This is a genomic window from Pseudomonas sp. SK3(2021), assembly GCF_016772375.1.
GTDB lineage: Bacteria > Pseudomonadota > Gammaproteobacteria > Pseudomonadales > Pseudomonadaceae > Aquipseudomonas > Aquipseudomonas chlororaphis_I.
In genome coordinates, this window is the sequence record NZ_CP061943.1 from 2,971,794 (window position 1) to 2,987,629 (window position 15,836).

The window sequence follows — 15,836 nt, forward strand, 5'->3', positions numbered from 1 at the left end:
CGTAGCGCGTCAAACTCGGTCTGGGCCTAGGCCTCGGCGGTCGACAGGCTGATGTGTTTGTATTCGATGAAATCGTCGATGGCCGCGGCGCCATTCAGGCGGCCCAGGCCGGACTGGCGGTAACCGCCTTCCTCGAACTCGTCGTAGACCTTGGCCCAGTCGTTGATCCACACGGTGCCGGCCTGCACCTTGCGGGCGACGCGCAGCGAGCGCTGGGTGTCGCGGGTCCAGATGGCGGCGGCCAGGCCGTATTCGCTGTCGTTGGCCAGGGCCAGGCCCTCGGCTTCGCTGTCGAAGACTTGCAGGGTCAGCACCGGGCCGAAGGTTTCCTTCTGCACGATGTCCAGCTTCGAGTCGCTGACTTCCAGCAGGGTTGGGCGGTAGAACGCGCCGTTGGCCAGCTCGCCGTCCGTGGCCGGGCCACCGCGGACGATGACCTTGGCGCCTGCGGCAATTGCCGCCTCGACGGCCTGGTCGACCCGCTGCACGTTGGCCTTGTCGATCAACGGGCCCATGTCGCTGCGCGGGTCGGCAGCCGGGCCGACCCGCACCGCTTGCAGGCGCGCCGCCAGGCGCTCGCGCAGTTGGTCGGCGATGCCGCGTTGCACCAGCAGTCGCGAGCCGGTCATGCAGAATTGCCCGGCGAACACGGTCAGGGCTTTTTCCAGGACCGGCAGCGCGGCGTCGAGGTCGGCGTCGTCGAACACCAGGTGCGGGGTCTTGCCGCCCAGTTCCAGGCCGAAGCGCTTGAGCGACTGCGCGCCCACCGCGGAAATCGCGCGACCGGTGGCGGAAGAGCCGGTGAAGCTGATGACCGGCACCTGGGGCGAGGCGATCAGGCGGCGCGAGCCTTCGCCGCCGGACTCGGTGAACAGGTTGATCACCCCGCGCGGCAGGGAAGGCGCCTCGGACATGACCTTGGCGATCAGGGCGTTGGTCTGCGCGGTCTGCGCCGGCATCTTGATCACCACCGTGGTGCCGGCGGCCAGGGCCGGCGCCAGCGAACGCACCATCAGCACCACCGGCGAGTTCCACGGCACGATGATGCCGGCCACGCCCATGGGCTCGCGCAGCACGATGGACAGCACGTCGGGGCGCGGGGTGCCGCTGTGGCCGCGCTCGGTGCGGGCCAGGGCCGCGTAGTAACGCAGCTTGGACGGCACCATGCTGACTTCGAACCGGGCTTCGGGCTTGATCTTGCCGTTCTCCAGCGCCAGTTGCTCGATCAGCGCCTCGCTGTTGCGCTCGAAGGCGACGGCCAGCTCGTCGAGGACCCGGGCGCGCAACGCGCTGTCGTCGGTCCAGTCACTGTTGAAGGCACGCACGGCCGCGGCGATGGCCGCATCGGCCTCGGCGCCGCCGCCATCGGCATAGTGGCCGATGACCCTGGAGGTGGCCGGGTCGATGGATTCGCGGTGCTCGGTCGAATCGACCCAGGCGCCGTCGATCCAGTGTTTGGCAAGGGTGTTGTGAATGGTCATGGCAGTGTTCTCCGGCTCAGCTGTAGCGGCGCGCGATGTATTCGGCGGTGGCAATGGTGGTGACGTTGGTGGCGACCGAAATGGTGTCCGGGAAGATCGACGCGTCGACCACTCGCAGGCCCTGCACGCCGTGTACCCGGCCTTCCAGGTCGACCACGGCGCCGGGGTCGCCGGCATGGCCCATCGGGGCGGTGGAGGTGGGGTGGTGGTAGGTGTCGAGGGTGGCCAGCATCGACTGCTCGATCTGCTGGTCGCTGCTGGCCTGGGCGCCCGGGTTCAGCTCCGAGTGGATCAGGTCCTTCAACGGCGCGGTCTGGCCGATCTTGCGCGCCAGCTTCACCCCTTCCAGCAAGCGGGCGCGGTCTTCGGCCTGGGCCAGGAAGTCGAGGTCGATCAGCGGCGCCTGGGCCGGGTCGCGGCTGGCCAGTTTCAGGCTGCCCACCGACAGCGGCCGGGTCAGGGCCACGGCGAGGACAAAACCGACCTTGGTCGGGCTCTGGTCGTGGGGGAACAGGTGGGTGGCGGTGATGTGCAGGTCGAGGTCGCCATTTTTCGCCGTGGAGCTGTGGGTCCAGAGCTTGGCGCCGATCGCCGGGGACTGCTTGCCGATCAGCTCGGGGCGCGCGGCATAGGCGTTGTAGTAGAAGGGGTGGTCCTTGAGCCGCTGGCCGACGGGCAGGGCGGCGACCAGGGGGATCGACAGCGACGCCAGGTGCTCGCGCGGGCCGATGCCAGAGCGCAGCAGAATGGCCGCGCTGCCGTAGGTGCCGGCGGACAGTATGACTTCGTTCGCATGGATGACTTCGCCGCTGGCCAGGCGCACGCCGGTGGCGCGGCGGCCGTCGAACAGCACCTGGTCCACCAGCACGTCGCCGCGGATCTGCAGGTTGCCGCGGGCCCGCACGGTGTTGTCGAGGTAGGCGATGCCGGTGTTGACCCGCACGCCGTCGACGATGTTCATCGGGTAGGGGCCGACACCGTTGGCGTCGGCGCCGTCGAAGTCGTCGACCGCGCGGTAGCCGTTGGCGATGGTTGCTTCGACGAAGGCCCGCTGCATGGGGCTGATGTCATTGCGGGTCAGCTGGTGCACCGGCAGGGGGCCGTCGTGACCATGCAGTTCGGCGCTGCCGGTGTTGCGCTTTTCCAGCTTCTTGAATGACGGCAGCAGTTCTTCATAGGACCAGCCGGGCAGGTTCCAATTGACCAGGTCCTGCTTGCGGGCGCGGATCGCCACCGCGCCGTTGACCGCCGAACTGCCGCCCAGCACCTTGCCGCGAATCGCGTGGATCGGATGGCCGATGTAGCCGGGCAGGGTCTGGTAGCCCCAGTCGCTGCTGGCATCGCCGCCGACGCTGTCGCTGCTGGCGATCACTTTCGGGTAGTCGCGGGTGCCGTAGACGTGGCCGGCTTCGAGCAGCAGCACGGTGCGCTCGCTGCGTTCGCTCAGGCGCCGGGCCATGACCGCGCCGGCCGAACCGCCGCCGATGATCAGGACGTCGACCGGGTTGCCGGCGCTGCCGTCGCGCTTGCCGTTGGCGCCTTGCGGGGCGGCCGCGAAAGCGGGGCCGGCACCCAGCATGGAGCCTATCGCCAGGGTCGCCGAGCCGGCGACTGTCTGGGCCAGCAGTTTGCGGCGCGAAGGGTTTTCTGGTTGGTGGTGACTCATCGCTCATCTCCCATAGCAGGCGAATGCCTGTCAGATGGAAGCTGAGGCTAAGGTGCGCTCGGGTTGAGCGACAGCCACTCTAAAGTGAACCGCCGGTTCAGTATTACTGGACCAGGCGGCGGGCCCCGCGCAGTCAGGCGCTGGAGCCGCTCGGCAACAATCCGCGAGCGATCAAGGCTGCGTCCCAGGGCGCCGGGCGACCGATTTCCTCGCCGAGAAATTGAATCAGCGCCTGGACCTTGGGCGGGGTTTTCAGGGTCTTGAGGTACACCGCCGAGATGTGCCCGCCGGACGGCGCATAGTCGTCCAGCACCGACACCAGCCGGCCGTCGAGCAGGGCGTCGGCTGCCAGGAAGGTCGGCAGGATCGCCAGCCCCAGGCCGGCCAGCGCGCCTTCGAGCAACTGGTGCCCGGAGTCGGTGCGCATCCGTACCCGGACCCGGAACGAGTGTTGCGCGCCGTCCAGTGGCAGGCTCCACATGCCGTTCGGCTCGCGGTTGTAGTAGATCAGCCCGTCGTGCTGCTGCAGGTCGCCGGGGTGTTCGGGAGTGCCCTGGCGCGCCAGGTAGTCGGGGCTGGCGCAGATCAGGTGACGGTTCTCGGTCAGCGGCCGTGCCACCAGGCAGGAATCGTGGAGGGGGCCCAGGCGGATGGCTACGTCGAAATGGCCATCCTGCAGGTTGGCGACCCGGTCATGGGCTTCCATGTCGACGCACAGCTGCGGGTAGCGCAGGGCGAAGCGTGCCAGCAGCGGCGCCAGGTAGCGCGGGGTGAAGGCCATCGGCGCCGCCAGGCGCAGGGTGCCGCCGAGGCTGGCCTGGCGGTCCTGCACCGCCTCTTCGGCGTGCGCCAGGTCCAGCAGGATGCGCGTGCAATCGGCGTAGAACAGCTGGCCGGCCTCGGTCAGCTTCAGCGGCCGGCCACGGGTCAGCAACACCACGCCCAGGCGTTTTTCCAGCTGTTGCATGCGTTGGCTGACCAGCGACTTGGTGGTCCCCAGGCGCCGCCCGGCTTCGGAAAAACTGGCCGCCTCGACGACGGCGACGAAGGTGCTCATGTCTGAGAATTTATTCACCGCCACTCCTGTTGCCCCGGGTTGAAGAACCTGAAATGAACCACGCAGGTTTGTGTGGTGCTCAGGGGCGCCATGAAAAGCCAAGCGCATCGGACAACGCAAGTGGCGAAACGGCCAGAGACGAAATCGCCACCTGGGGCGACAGGCGGGGCGCCCGCTGCCGATGAGAAGGCGCCCGGATTGCCTGGTGTTGCCGAAATTTGGCGCCGTTCGCACGGTTTTCCATGGCCCTGTCACTTCGCGGCTATTCTCTAATTTCAGGTCGATGGCCTAAAAGATCCATGTCCACGCCTATGGCCTGATGTCCTGCTCGCCCGGGTAAAAACGCTTTTCTCAGCCTCGCTGAGCCGTGTCGGGTGTTGCTTCCAGGACCGGCCCCCTCCAGTTCGAGGGCTCTCAAGGGCGCTTCACGGGTGATCAGGGACGATGACCGTGATGGCATGCATGCAGTGGCGGCAATGGATATGAGCGTTGGGTCAACGGCCGGAGAAGAAGCGGCGGATTTTTTCGCGCGGACCCTGGAACAGGCCAACGATGCCGTGGTGATCATCGACGATCGCAACCAGGTGGTGTTCTTCAACGCGGCGGCCGAGCGCTTCTGGGGCTGTCAACGGCACGAGGTGCTGGGCCGCGAGGTCGGCACGCTGGTGCCGATCCCCATCCGCTCGCGGAACGACGGCGAGACCGGTATCAACAAGATCATCGGCACCAGCCGCGATGTCTGCATCACCCGTAACGATGGCGAAGAGCGCTGGGGCGCAATGGCGATCTCGAAAATCACTCTGCAGGGGCGCATTCTCTATGCCGCCTTTTTCAAGGACGTGACCCAGGCGCGGCTCAAGGATATCGAGCAGTGCCTGCTGTCGATGTCGGTCAACGCCAGCCGCTCGGCCATCTGCATCGTCGACGCCGACGGCCGGCTGATCTACATCAACGACGGGCTGGTGCGCTTGCTGGGGTATTCCCGCGAGGAATTGCTCGAGCGCTCGCCGCAGATGTTCTTCGTCGCCGATACCCCGGGGGCGGCCCAGGCCGGCGAGCTGCGACTGGAGAGCATCCTCAGTGGCCAGCCCCATGAAGCCCGCGGCCTGGTCGGCAAGCGCAACGGCCAGCGGCTGTGGGTGCATGTCCGCTCGGCGCCGGTGTTCGACGCCAAGGGGCGGATTGGCAATATCGTCATTGTGTTCACCGATATCAGCCGTTCCAGGCTGCCCGAAGGGCTACAGCACAAGGTCGTCGGCGCCCTGTTGCAGGAGCCGCCCCCGGAGCGCGAGACGGCGCGCCAGTCGAGCCGCCGCATGGCCTTGTCCGACGCGCTGACCGGCTTGCCCGATCGCAGTTCCCTGCTGGCCGAGGCCAACCGCAGCCTCGCCGAGGTCGCCCTGGAGCAGGGCGAGCTGGCGGTGCTGTATGTCGACCTGGACCGCTTCAAGCAGGTCAACGAGGCCCTGGGGCATGCCTCGGGCGATGAGCTGTTGCAGGTCATGGCGCACCGGCTGCGCAGCGTGCTGCGCGAGTCGGACCTCGTCGGGCGGCTGTCGGGCGATGAGTTCGTGCTGGTGCTGCCACGGATGAACGCCGCCCGGGTCACGACCTTTCTCGAACGCCTGCTGCCGATCCTGGGCGCGCCGGCCGATATTGCCGGGACCGCCATGGTTCCTTCGGCCAGCGTCGGCGTCAGCCTGTACCCCAGCGACGGCCAGGATATGGAAAGCCTGCTGCATTGCGCCGATATCGCCATGTACCAGGCCAAGCGTACCGAGCGCGGCGGCTTCAGGTTCTTCCTTGAGGAGATGGGCCAGCTCGCCCAGCAGCGCTTGCAACTGGAGACGGCCCTGCGCCAGGCCCTGACCGGCGACGACCTGTACCTGGTCTATCAACCGCAGATCGACTTGCGCACCAACGGCCTGGTCGGGGTCGAGGCGCTGGCGCGCTGGGAGCATCCGAGCCTGGGCACTATCGCGCCTGCGCAATTCATCGCGCTGGCCGAGGAGTGCGGGTTGATCAACTACCTCAGCCAGTGGGTGCTGTGCGAGGCCTGCGAGCAACTGGCGCGCTGGCGTCGAGCGGGAATCCGGGTGCCGTCGATCTCGGTCAACCTGTCGCCGATCAACTTCCACAACCTCAACCTGGCGGCCCTGATCGCCCGCCAATTGCAGCGCTGCGGCCTGCAGCCGGCGGACCTGTGCGTGGAGGTGACGGAGGGGGTGTTCCTGTGCCGCAACCCGACTACCGAGCAGACCCTCCAGGACCTGCATACCCTGGGCGTGCGCCTGGCCATCGATGACTTTGGCGCGGGATATTCCAGCCTGGGCTATCTGCGGCGCTTGCCGATCGACGAGCTGAAGCTGGACCAGAGCTTCGTCGAGGAGCTGGAGCACGATGCCTCCTGCCGCGCCTTGAGCGAGGCGGTCATCGGCATCGGCAAGGGCCTGTCCCTGCGGATGATCGCCGAGGGCATCGAACACGCCGCGCAACGTGATCTCTTGCAGGCGTGGGGCTATGACGTGGGGCAGGGCCAACTGTTTTCCTCACCCATGCCGGCCCGGGTGTTCGGACAGTGGTTTGTCGGCTGGCACGGTTAGCAAGCGGGGCGACCCGGGCCTGCACCTCCGCCAAAGATCAAGGCCTGCCGGGTGTCAGGAACGGGCTTGGCTACTTGAAGAATATTTTCTTTAGTTCAAGTTATTAGCGTGTAGGAAACTTCTATTTTTCTCCGTGAAAACCAACTAATCCTGACAGGGTTTTAGTTATGGTTTGTAGGCAGATAGCACTTTGCTAGTTTGTCGGCTTTTTAAGCTTTGTAACCGCCAGCGTATTCCTTATGCGACTGATGTGATGCGGGAAAATCATTTGTCAGCGGTATTTTTGTGGGCTTTAGTGGGGACGGAAAACAATCCAGGGACACTGCCATACCGCGTGAGTCAACTCATCGGTGGCTTAAATATAATAAAAAGGGTGATCCATGACAGACTCCACAAAAGTGCCGGGTGCGTGCGACATGACCGGCGATTTTCACAGCGAGAAAACCGCCGGCGGATTGAAAAGAACCCTGACGCCCCGTCACCTGAGCATGATCGCCATTGGCGGCAGCATCGGCACCGGGCTGTTCGTCGCCTCGGGCTCGACCATTGCCCAGTCCGGCCCCGGTGGCGCGCTGCTGGCCTTTGTGGTCATTGGCGCCATGGTGTTCTTTCTGATGACCAGCCTCGGTGAACTGGCGTCCTGCATGCCGGTCACCGGTTCGTTTTCAACTTATGCCTCGAAGTATGTCGATGAAAGTTTCGGCTTCGCCCTGGGCTGGAACTACTGGTATGCCTGGGCGGTGACCATTGCTGTGGATCTGGTGGCCGCGCAGATCATCATGGCTTATTGGTTTCCCGATGTGCCGGGGTATATCTGGAGTGCGGGTTTTCTAGTGATCATCACCGCACTCAATATGGCTTCGGTGCGCTTGTTCGGTGAGTCCGAATATTGGTTCGCGCTGATTAAAGTCATCACTATCCTGCTGTTTATCACGGTGGGCGTCTTGATGCTGTTCGGTATTCTCAGTGGCGGCGAAAATGCCGGCCCCCGGCTCTGGTCGATTGGCGATGCACCTGTTGTCGGCGGCCTGGGGGCCCTGGTCGGGGTGGCGATGATCGTGGGGTTTTCGTTCCAGGGCACCGAGTTCGTCGGCATCGCCGCCGGTGAAACCCGGGACCCCGGGAAAAACGTGCCGCGCGCGGTGCGGCAGATCTTCTGGCGGATCCTGCTGTTCTACGTGCTGACCATCCTGATCATCGGCCTGTTGATTCCCTACAACGACCCCAGCCTGTTGAGAAATGGGGTGTCCGATATCCGGGTCAGCCCCTTTACCCTGATCTTCGAGCGGGCCGATATGCTCGGCGCGGCCGCGGTGATGAACGCAGTGATCCTGACCTCGGTGCTGTCCGCCGGGAACTCTGGCATGTATGCCTCCTCGCGGATGCTCTACAGCCTGGCCCTGGAAGGCAAGGCGCCGGCGATCTTCGCCCGTTTGAGTGCATCCGGCACCCCGCGGTGGGCGCTGCTGGCTACCGCCACGGTGGCGGCCCTGTGCTTCTTGACCTTCATCTTCAGCCCGGGGCAGATCTACAACTGGCTGCTCAACACCTCGGGCATGCTCGGTTTTATCGCCTGGCTGGGCATCGCGGTCAGCCACTACCGGTTTCGTCGCGGCTATGTGCGCCAGGGCAACGACCTGGGCAATCTGCCCTATGTGTCGCGGTTCTTTCCGTTCGGGCCGATTTTCGCCTTTGTCCTGTGCCTGTTTGTCACCCTGGGGCAGAACTATCAAGCCCTGCTCGGCGACTCGATCGATTGGGCCGGGCTGACCGCCACCTACATTGGCCTGGTGCTGTTCCTGGCGATCTGGCTGGCGCACAAGGTCATCAGTGGCTCCAGGTTCGTCCGGTTCGATGACATGAGCTTTTCAATGATTCGCAGCACGTCCGAATGTGATCTGCCAGCGGAATCGGCGATGAATGAGAATGTGGGTCTTGCTGTGCGAATGACCCAGGTCGGAGCCAAGTGATGAGTCAGGATTTTCTCGAAAGTTATTACCAAGCCACGGTCGAGAAGAGCGCCTATCCGGCGCTTGGCGGCCGGGTGGAGACCCGGGTGTGCATTCTCGGCGGCGGGCTGGCCGGGCTTTCCACGGCGCTGGGCTTGGCCGAACGCGGGGTGACCGACGTGGTGGTCCTCGAATCGCACACCGTGGGGCATGGCGCTTCGGGGCGCAACGGCGGTTTTGTGTTCGGCGGCTACTGCCTGGGCAATGCCGAGCTGCTCAAGACCCTGGGCCGCGAGGAAGCGCGGCGGCTCTATCGGCTGACCATCGATGCGGTCGAGCTGATTCGCCAGCGTGTCCGGCAATACGGCATCCAGTGCGACCTGATCGACAAGGGCGTGTTGCTGGCCAACTGGTTCAACGACCCGACGCGCCTGGAACAACCTCGGCAGTTGATGAAGGCGGTCTACGGCGTCGACTGGCAGTACGTGCCGCCGGGTGAGTTGCGGGAAAAGCTCAAGACCGAGCGCTACTTTGGCGCCTTGTTCGAGAGCAACGCCTTTCACTTCCACCCGCTCAAGTATGTGTATGGCGTGGCCGCGGCTGTCGCCGGCTACGGCATCGATATCCACGAACACTCCGCGGCCCTGGCGATCGAGCGGCAGGGCGGCAAGTACCTGGTCAAGACCGCGGGCGGCGAGGTGCTGGCCGAGCAGGTGGTGTTCGCCGCGGGCGGGTATGCCCGCGGGCTGTACCGCCCGGTGGAGCGGGCGACGCTGCCGATTGCCACCTACGTGGTGGCGACCGAGCCCCTGGGCGAGGCCCTGAAGGATTCGATCAACTGCGAGTCGGCGATTTACGACACCCGCTTTGCCTTCGACTATTACCGCCCGCTGGCGGACAGCCGGATCCTCTGGGGCGGGCGCATTTCCATCCTCAACCGTGGCCCGCAGGCGATTGCCGGCTTGCTCAAAGCCGACCTGGTGACGGTCTATCCGCAACTGGCCGATGTGGAGATCGAGTATGCCTGGGGCGGGCTGATGAGCTACGGCCGCCAGCAGATGGCGCAGATTGGCCGGGACGCCAACGGCGTGTGGCACGCCGTGGGGTTCGGCGGGCACGGCATGGCCCCGACCACGGTGGCGGGGGAGGTGCTGGCGGATGCCATCGCCAAGGCCATTCCCATTCCCCAGGGATTCGGCCAGTTCGGCCTGGTGCCCACCTTCGGCCTGGCCGGCCTGGTCGCGGCGCAGGCGACCTACACCGCTTATCAGGCCCTGGACGCCTACGATGCCCACCGTTTGAACAAATGACCGTAGCTTTTCCCACGCCGTACAGGCCATGGCGCAATCTCAGCGTTTTCTGGCCCAAACCCTGGAATGAACTTATGCTGGCGGGCAAATCTGCACTCATTGGAAACCCAAGGCGTGACGCGAGGACGTTCCGAGCGTCTACGACTTGAACAAGTGACGCTGCTGCAGCCCGTATTGGCTCTTGGCATATTGAAATTGGGAGATTGTGTATGGTCATCAAACCCCGCGTTCGCGGCTTTATCTGTGTGACGACCCACCCGGTCGGTTGCGAAGCCAACGTCAAGCAACAGATCGACTACGTCACCGAACAAGGCACCATCGACGCTGGGCCAAAGAACGTACTGGTGCTCGGCGCTTCCACCGGCTATGGCCTGGCCGCACGTATCACCGCCGCCTTCGGTTGTGGCGCCAACACCCTGGGTGTGTTCTTCGAGCGTGGCAGCGTTGACGGCAAGCTCGGCACCGCCGGCTGGTACAACACCGCGGCCTTCCACACGTTCGCCGAAGAAAAAGGCCTGTACGCCAAGAGCATCAACGGCGACGCCTTCTCCGACGAAGTGAAGCGCCAGACCATCGAAACCATCAAGCGCGACCTGGGCAAGATCGACCTGGTGGTCTACAGCCTGGCCGCGCCGCGTCGTACCCACCCGAAAACCGGCGAAGTCCTGAGCTCGACCCTCAAGCCGCTGGGCAAGTCGGTGACCCTGCGCGGTGTCGACACCGACAAGGAAATCGTTAAAGAAACCACCCTGCAGCCAGCCACCCAGGAAGAAATCGACGGCACCGTCGCCGTGATGGGCGGCGAAGACTGGCAGATGTGGATCGACGCGCTGCACGAAGCCGGGGTACTGGCCGAAGGCGCGAAGACCACCGCCTTCACCTACCTGGGCGAGAAGCTGACCCACGACATCTACTGGAACGGTTCCATCGGCGAAGCCAAGAAGGACCTGGACCAGAAAGTCATCGGCATCCGCAAGGAACTGTCGGACCTGGGCGGCGACGCGCGGGTATCGGTGCTCAAGGCCGTGGTGACCCAGGCCAGCTCGGCGATCCCGATCATGCCGCTGTACCTGTCGCTGCTGTTCAAAGTCATGAAGGAGCAGGGCAGTCACGAAGGTTGCATCGAGCAGGTCTACGGTCTGTACAAGGACAGCCTGTACAACCCGAACCCGATCATCGACCAGGAAGGCCGCCTGCGTGCCGACTACAAGGAACTGGAACCTGCCGTCCAGGACCGCGTGAAGCAGCTGTGGGATGAAGTCACCAGCGAAAACCTCTACCAGATGACCGACTTCGCCGGCTACAAGCAGGAATTCCTGCGCCTGTTCGGCTTCGAGATCGACGGCGTCGACTACGAGGCCGATGTCGATCCGGACGTGAAGATCGCCAACCTGATCCAGGTGTAAGCGAGCTTACTGCGTCATCGCCAACGCCCCTCCTGTGAGGGGCGTTGTCGTTTCTGCCCGGATCGTGCCCAGGGTCGGGCCGCTGCCTGGCAAAGGCCTGCCAGGGCCGGGATCGACATCTGGCGCGTCACTCGTGTTGAATGTCGCCCCATTGCCAAGAGGGAAGACCATGCAAGCCGCACCCGTGCGCATCACCGCCGAGGAGATGCTCTCCGACAACTGGTATTTGCTGAAGAAATACAGCTTCGACCTGCAACGCCGCGACGGCCGCTGGCAGGCGCAGACCCGCGAGGTCTACGACCGCGGCAATGGCGCGACCATCCTGCTGTACAACCGCGAGCGGCGCACGGTGCTGCTGATCCGTCAGTTCCGCATGCCGACCTACGTCAACGACCACAGCGGCTACCTGATCGAGACCGCCGCCGGCCTGCTGGACAATGCCAGCCCGGAAGAACGCATCCGCCTGGAAGCCGAAGAGGAAACCGGCTACCGCGTCGGCGCGGTGGAGAAGGTCTATGAGGCCTTCATGAGCCCCGGCTCGGTCACCGAGCGCCTGCACTTTTTCATCGGCGAGTATTCCCCCGACGACCGCGTCGGCGACGGCGGCGGCCTGGAGGAAGAGGGCGAGGACATCGAGGTGCTGGAGCTGGGTTACCAGCAGGCGCTGGATAGGGTGCGCAGCGGCGAGATCGTCGACGGCAAGACCATCATGCTCCTGCAATACCTGGAACTGCGCCTGATGCCGCCGCGCCGCCTGACGATCCTGGTGGCGGGCCCCGGCCGTGAAAGCCTGGCGCTGGAGCGTTGCGCCGCACAGGTGTTCGCGGCCGGGCATGTCCCGCTGCCAGCGCAATGGCTGGCGCAGGACGACCACGGTTCGCGGCATCCGTTGCAACGCTGCGACGCGGTGTTGCGGGTCGCCGGGGCCTGCGCGGAGGCCGACCGGCTGGTGGCCCTGGGCAGGCAACTGGGCCTGGCGATCTACCACACGCTGGAGGACATTCCTGCTGCCGAGGCCTAATCGGCCCGCCGCTGAGCGGTAGCTGTCTGGTGCCTGGGTACCTGCCCGGTCACCGCCCCGGTTTTCTGCGTATCAACCCTTAGCACGTGGCAAAAACCGTCTATCGTCAATGGGCAAGTCCGAGCGTTGCCCAAGAGCCTGTCCTTCCATCATCCCGCTGTGTAGGTTGTTCCAGCCGTTGGAGCCTTATGGAAAATCTCGGCGTCGCCCCCTCATCTGCCACGCAGACCCATTCTTCCAATCTATCCCTGGCCCGCGCTTCGCTACTGGGCTGTTCGGCGCTGCTGCTGGCGATCTTCCTGCTGGTCACGGCCTTGCTGGTGTACATCGCCCATGACCAGAACCACGAGGCTGAAGCGCACAGTCACTTCGACAGCGAAAATGCCTTGCAGGGCTTTGAAAAACTCACCCGCTCAATCGTCAAGGACTACGCCTTCTGGGGGGATGCCTACCGACACCTGCACCTGCAGGTCGATCCGGAGTGGGCGTTCGTGCGGCAGAACCTGGGTTCCACGCTGTTCAGCGACCTGGGCTATCAAGGGGTATTCGTGGTCGGCCCGGACGACCGCACGGTCTATGCGCTGGTCTATGGCCAATTGCAGTCCGTGACCCTGCAAGGCTGGCTGAACCATTCCATGGCCGCGCTGATTGCCCAGGCACGCCAGGACACCAAGAACGCCACCGCGGTCAGCACCTTCGTCGACATGGACGGCGTACCGGCCCTGGTTACCGCGGCGGCCTTGTCCCCCGGCACCGATCCGAGTGTGCACCCGGACAACCGGCCACCGTCGGTCTTGCTGTTCGTTGCCCGGCTCGATCCGGCCCGGCTCGAAGCGCTGGGGCGGGACTTCGGCGTCGAGCAGCTGCGCGCGGCCAGCAGCGGCGACACGTCTTTGCCCACCCTGGCACTGGCCGATGGCGGCGCGGCGGTGCAATGGACACCGGAGCGTCCAGGCGACCAATTGCTGGTGTTGGTATTGCCGCTGCTGGCCAGCGCCGGGCTGGTGTTCGGCCTGATGGCCTGGTTCATCCTGCGCCGGACCACCGCGGCGGCGCGGATCATGGATACCGAGCATGCGTCGCTGGTGGCCAGCCGCTGGGCGCTGGCGGCCAGCGAGGAGCGTTTTCGCGATGTCGCCGAAGCCTCCTCGGACTGGATCTGGGAGGTCGACGGGCAGTTGCATTTCACCTATCTGTCGGAGCGCTTCCAAGTGGTCACCGGGCTGTCGCGGGACAGCTGCCTGGGCCGGCCGGTGGACGAGATCCTGAGGTCCGACCAGGGGGCCTTGTCCACCTGGTTCAAGGACCATGCCCGCCGCGCCAATGCGGTGCTGCAGTGCAATTACCAGTCCGGCGATGGCCGGGCGCGCATCTGCCGCTTGTCGGTACGGGAGATAGAAGGGCGTGGTTATCGTGGTACCGCCACCGATATCACCGAAGAAGTCGAGGCCCGCCGGCGCATCGAATACCTGTCGCAGCACGATGCCCTGACCGGCCTGGCCAACCGTACGCGAATGCAGGAGTTTCTTGAGGGTAAGCTCAAGTCCATGCCGACCCTGGAGACGCCGCTGGCGATGCTCAGTATCGACCTCGACCGCTTCAAGCCAGTCAACGATCTGCTCGGGCACGCGGCGGGCGACCAGGTGTTGAACGAGGTCTCCCAGCGTCTGGCGGGCTGCCTGCGCGGCGATGACCTGGTGGCGCGTATTGGGGGGGACGAGTTCGTGTTGGTTGTGGTGGGCATGGCCTCTTATCAGGAGGTAGAAAGCCTCTGTCGACGCCTGATCGATTGCATCGAGTTGCCGTTCTCCATCGCCGAGCACGAAGTGTTCATCAGCGCCAGTATCGGCATCGCCATGGCCCCGGTCGACGCGACCCTGGCCGAGGAGCTGCTGCGCTATGCCGATATCGCGCTGTACGAAGCCAAGGAAGCGGGGCGCAATACCTGGCGCTTCTACGCCGGCGACATGAACGCGCGCATCGTCGAGCGCCGCCAGCTGGAAAGCGACCTGCGCCTGGCCATCAAGCAGGACCAGTTGCGCCTGCACTTTCAGCCGCGTTACCGGCTCCAGGGCAAGCAGCTGGCGGGCGCCGAGGCCCTGGTGCGCTGGCAGCACCCGCAGCGCGGGTTGCTGGGGCCCGAGCTGTTCATTCCGATCGCCGAAGAAACCGGGCTGATCCTGCCGCTGAGCAACTGGGTGTTGCACACGGCCTGTCGGGCGGCGGCCAGCTGGCCGGACGACGTGGTGGTGTCGGTCAACCTGTCGCCCACCGAGTTCCAGCGCGGGCACCTGGTGGCGCGGGTCAAGGCGGCACTGGCCGAGAGCGGGCTGGCCCCGGCGCGGCTGGAACTGGAGTTGACCGAAAGCGTGATGCTCGACGACGCCCAGGGCGCGCTGAACATCATGCAGGGGCTCAAGGCCCTGGGCGTGCGCTTGCTGATGGACGACTTCGGCACGGGTTACTCGTCCCTGAGCTACCTGCGTTCGTTCCCGTTCGACGGGCTGAAGATCGACCGCAGCTTCGTGGGCGGGCTGACTGCCGGTGGCGGCGATCGCTCGATCATCCAGGCCATCGTCGGGCTGGGACGCGCGCTGTCCCTGACCGTGACCGCCGAGGGGGTGGAGACCCCCGATCAACTCAGCGCCTTGAACGACGTGCAGTGCGACGAGGCCCAGGGCTTCTACCTGAGCGAACCCATGGATGCCCAGGCCATCGCGCAACTGATCCGGCGCAAGACCGATCCTTCGTGAGAGGCCGGGGCACAGGCCGACAACCTTGTATCGAAGTGTGTATCGGACCGGCGCTGATACATCTGCTTATCCTGGCGACGGTTGCGCACACAACCTGGATACACCCCGAGGATTAACTACGTCCACCCGCCAGCATCGAGCTTCTCGGTGACGGTGGCGGGAACCGTTAATCAATCCATCGAAGGGGTATCAGCATGTTCAAACTCTCCAATGTTTCCAACGTCGCGCTCGGCCTGGCACTGGTCGGCGGCCTGGGGTTGTCCACCGCCGCTTCGGCGCTGAGCATGACCGAGCTGTCCCAGGGCTACACCCTGGCCGCGGCCGACGGGGTCAAGACCTCCACCGAAGGCAAGTGTGGCGAAGACAAGTTCGCCAAGACCGACACTAACCACGACGGCAAGGTCTCCCGCGAGGAGTTCATCGCCGCCGCCCCCGAGCGCGCCGCCGAGTTCGACAAGATCGACGTCAACCACGATGGCGCCATCAGCCTGAGCGAAGCCAAGCAGTACCTGGCGGCCAAGGCCGGTTCGGCCGAAGGCAAATGTGGCGAAGGCAAGTGCGGTGCGGCGATCGAGTCCTGATTGCTGGTG

Annotated in this window: 10 protein-coding genes; 7 read left to right on the forward strand and 3 right to left on the reverse strand. The window is 64.9% G+C overall.

Annotated elements, in window-relative coordinates; genetic code table 11:
• Positions 1-26: 26 nt before the first annotated feature.
• From IF690_RS13470 to IF690_RS13480, 3 genes are all read right to left on the reverse strand, one after another.
• Positions 27-1,481, reverse strand: a complete 1,455-nt coding sequence (locus tag IF690_RS13470) for an aldehyde dehydrogenase family protein (RefSeq protein WP_202700482.1) — start codon at positions 1,479-1,481, stop codon at positions 27-29.
• Between the two features lie 16 nt (positions 1,482-1,497).
• Positions 1,498-3,147 carry a GMC family oxidoreductase gene (locus IF690_RS13475; RefSeq protein WP_202700483.1) on the reverse strand — a complete coding sequence of 550 codons (1,650 nt, stop codon included), beginning with the start codon at positions 3,145-3,147 and terminating at the stop codon, positions 1,498-1,500.
• A 133-nt stretch (positions 3,148-3,280) separates the two neighbouring features.
• The gene (locus IF690_RS13480) at positions 3,281-4,222 is read right to left on the reverse strand and encodes a LysR family transcriptional regulator (RefSeq protein WP_202700484.1); all 942 of its coding nucleotides are present in this window, start codon (positions 4,220-4,222) and stop codon (positions 3,281-3,283) included.
• Between the two features lie 464 nt (positions 4,223-4,686).
• On the opposite strand from IF690_RS13480, the gene IF690_RS13485 reads away from it, so the two are divergent.
• From IF690_RS13485 to IF690_RS13515, 7 genes are all read left to right on the forward strand, one after another.
• Entirely contained in the window at positions 4,687-6,807 is a 2,121-nt protein-coding gene (locus IF690_RS13485) for a putative bifunctional diguanylate cyclase/phosphodiesterase (protein ID WP_252189559.1), read from the forward strand.
• A gap of 416 nt (positions 6,808-7,223) precedes the next feature.
• The gene (locus IF690_RS13490) at positions 7,224-8,777 is read left to right on the forward strand and encodes an amino acid permease (protein WP_202701425.1); all 1,554 of its coding nucleotides are present in this window, start codon (positions 7,224-7,226) and stop codon (positions 8,775-8,777) included.
• Positions 8,777-10,066 carry an NAD(P)/FAD-dependent oxidoreductase gene (locus IF690_RS13495; RefSeq protein ID WP_202700485.1) on the forward strand — a complete coding sequence of 430 codons (1,290 nt, stop codon included), beginning with the start codon at positions 8,777-8,779 and terminating at the stop codon, positions 10,064-10,066. Before IF690_RS13490 ends, IF690_RS13495 begins: the two co-directional genes overlap by 1 nt.
• A gap of 209 nt (positions 10,067-10,275) precedes the next feature.
• Positions 10,276-11,472, forward strand: coding sequence for an enoyl-ACP reductase FabV (gene fabV / locus IF690_RS13500; RefSeq protein WP_202700486.1), 1,197 nt, complete (start codon positions 10,276-10,278; stop codon positions 11,470-11,472).
• A 169-nt stretch (positions 11,473-11,641) separates the two neighbouring features.
• A complete protein-coding gene (locus tag IF690_RS13505; RefSeq protein ID WP_202700487.1) occupies positions 11,642-12,493 on the forward strand; it encodes an NUDIX domain-containing protein in 852 nt (283 codons plus the stop codon).
• A 188-nt stretch (positions 12,494-12,681) separates the two neighbouring features.
• Positions 12,682-15,246 carry a bifunctional diguanylate cyclase/phosphodiesterase gene (locus IF690_RS13510; RefSeq protein ID WP_202700488.1) on the forward strand — a complete coding sequence of 855 codons (2,565 nt, stop codon included), beginning with the start codon at positions 12,682-12,684 and terminating at the stop codon, positions 15,244-15,246.
• Between the two features lie 194 nt (positions 15,247-15,440).
• Positions 15,441-15,827, forward strand: coding sequence for an EF-hand domain-containing protein (locus IF690_RS13515; RefSeq protein WP_124340048.1), 387 nt, complete (start codon positions 15,441-15,443; stop codon positions 15,825-15,827).
• Positions 15,828-15,836 lie beyond the last annotated feature (9 nt).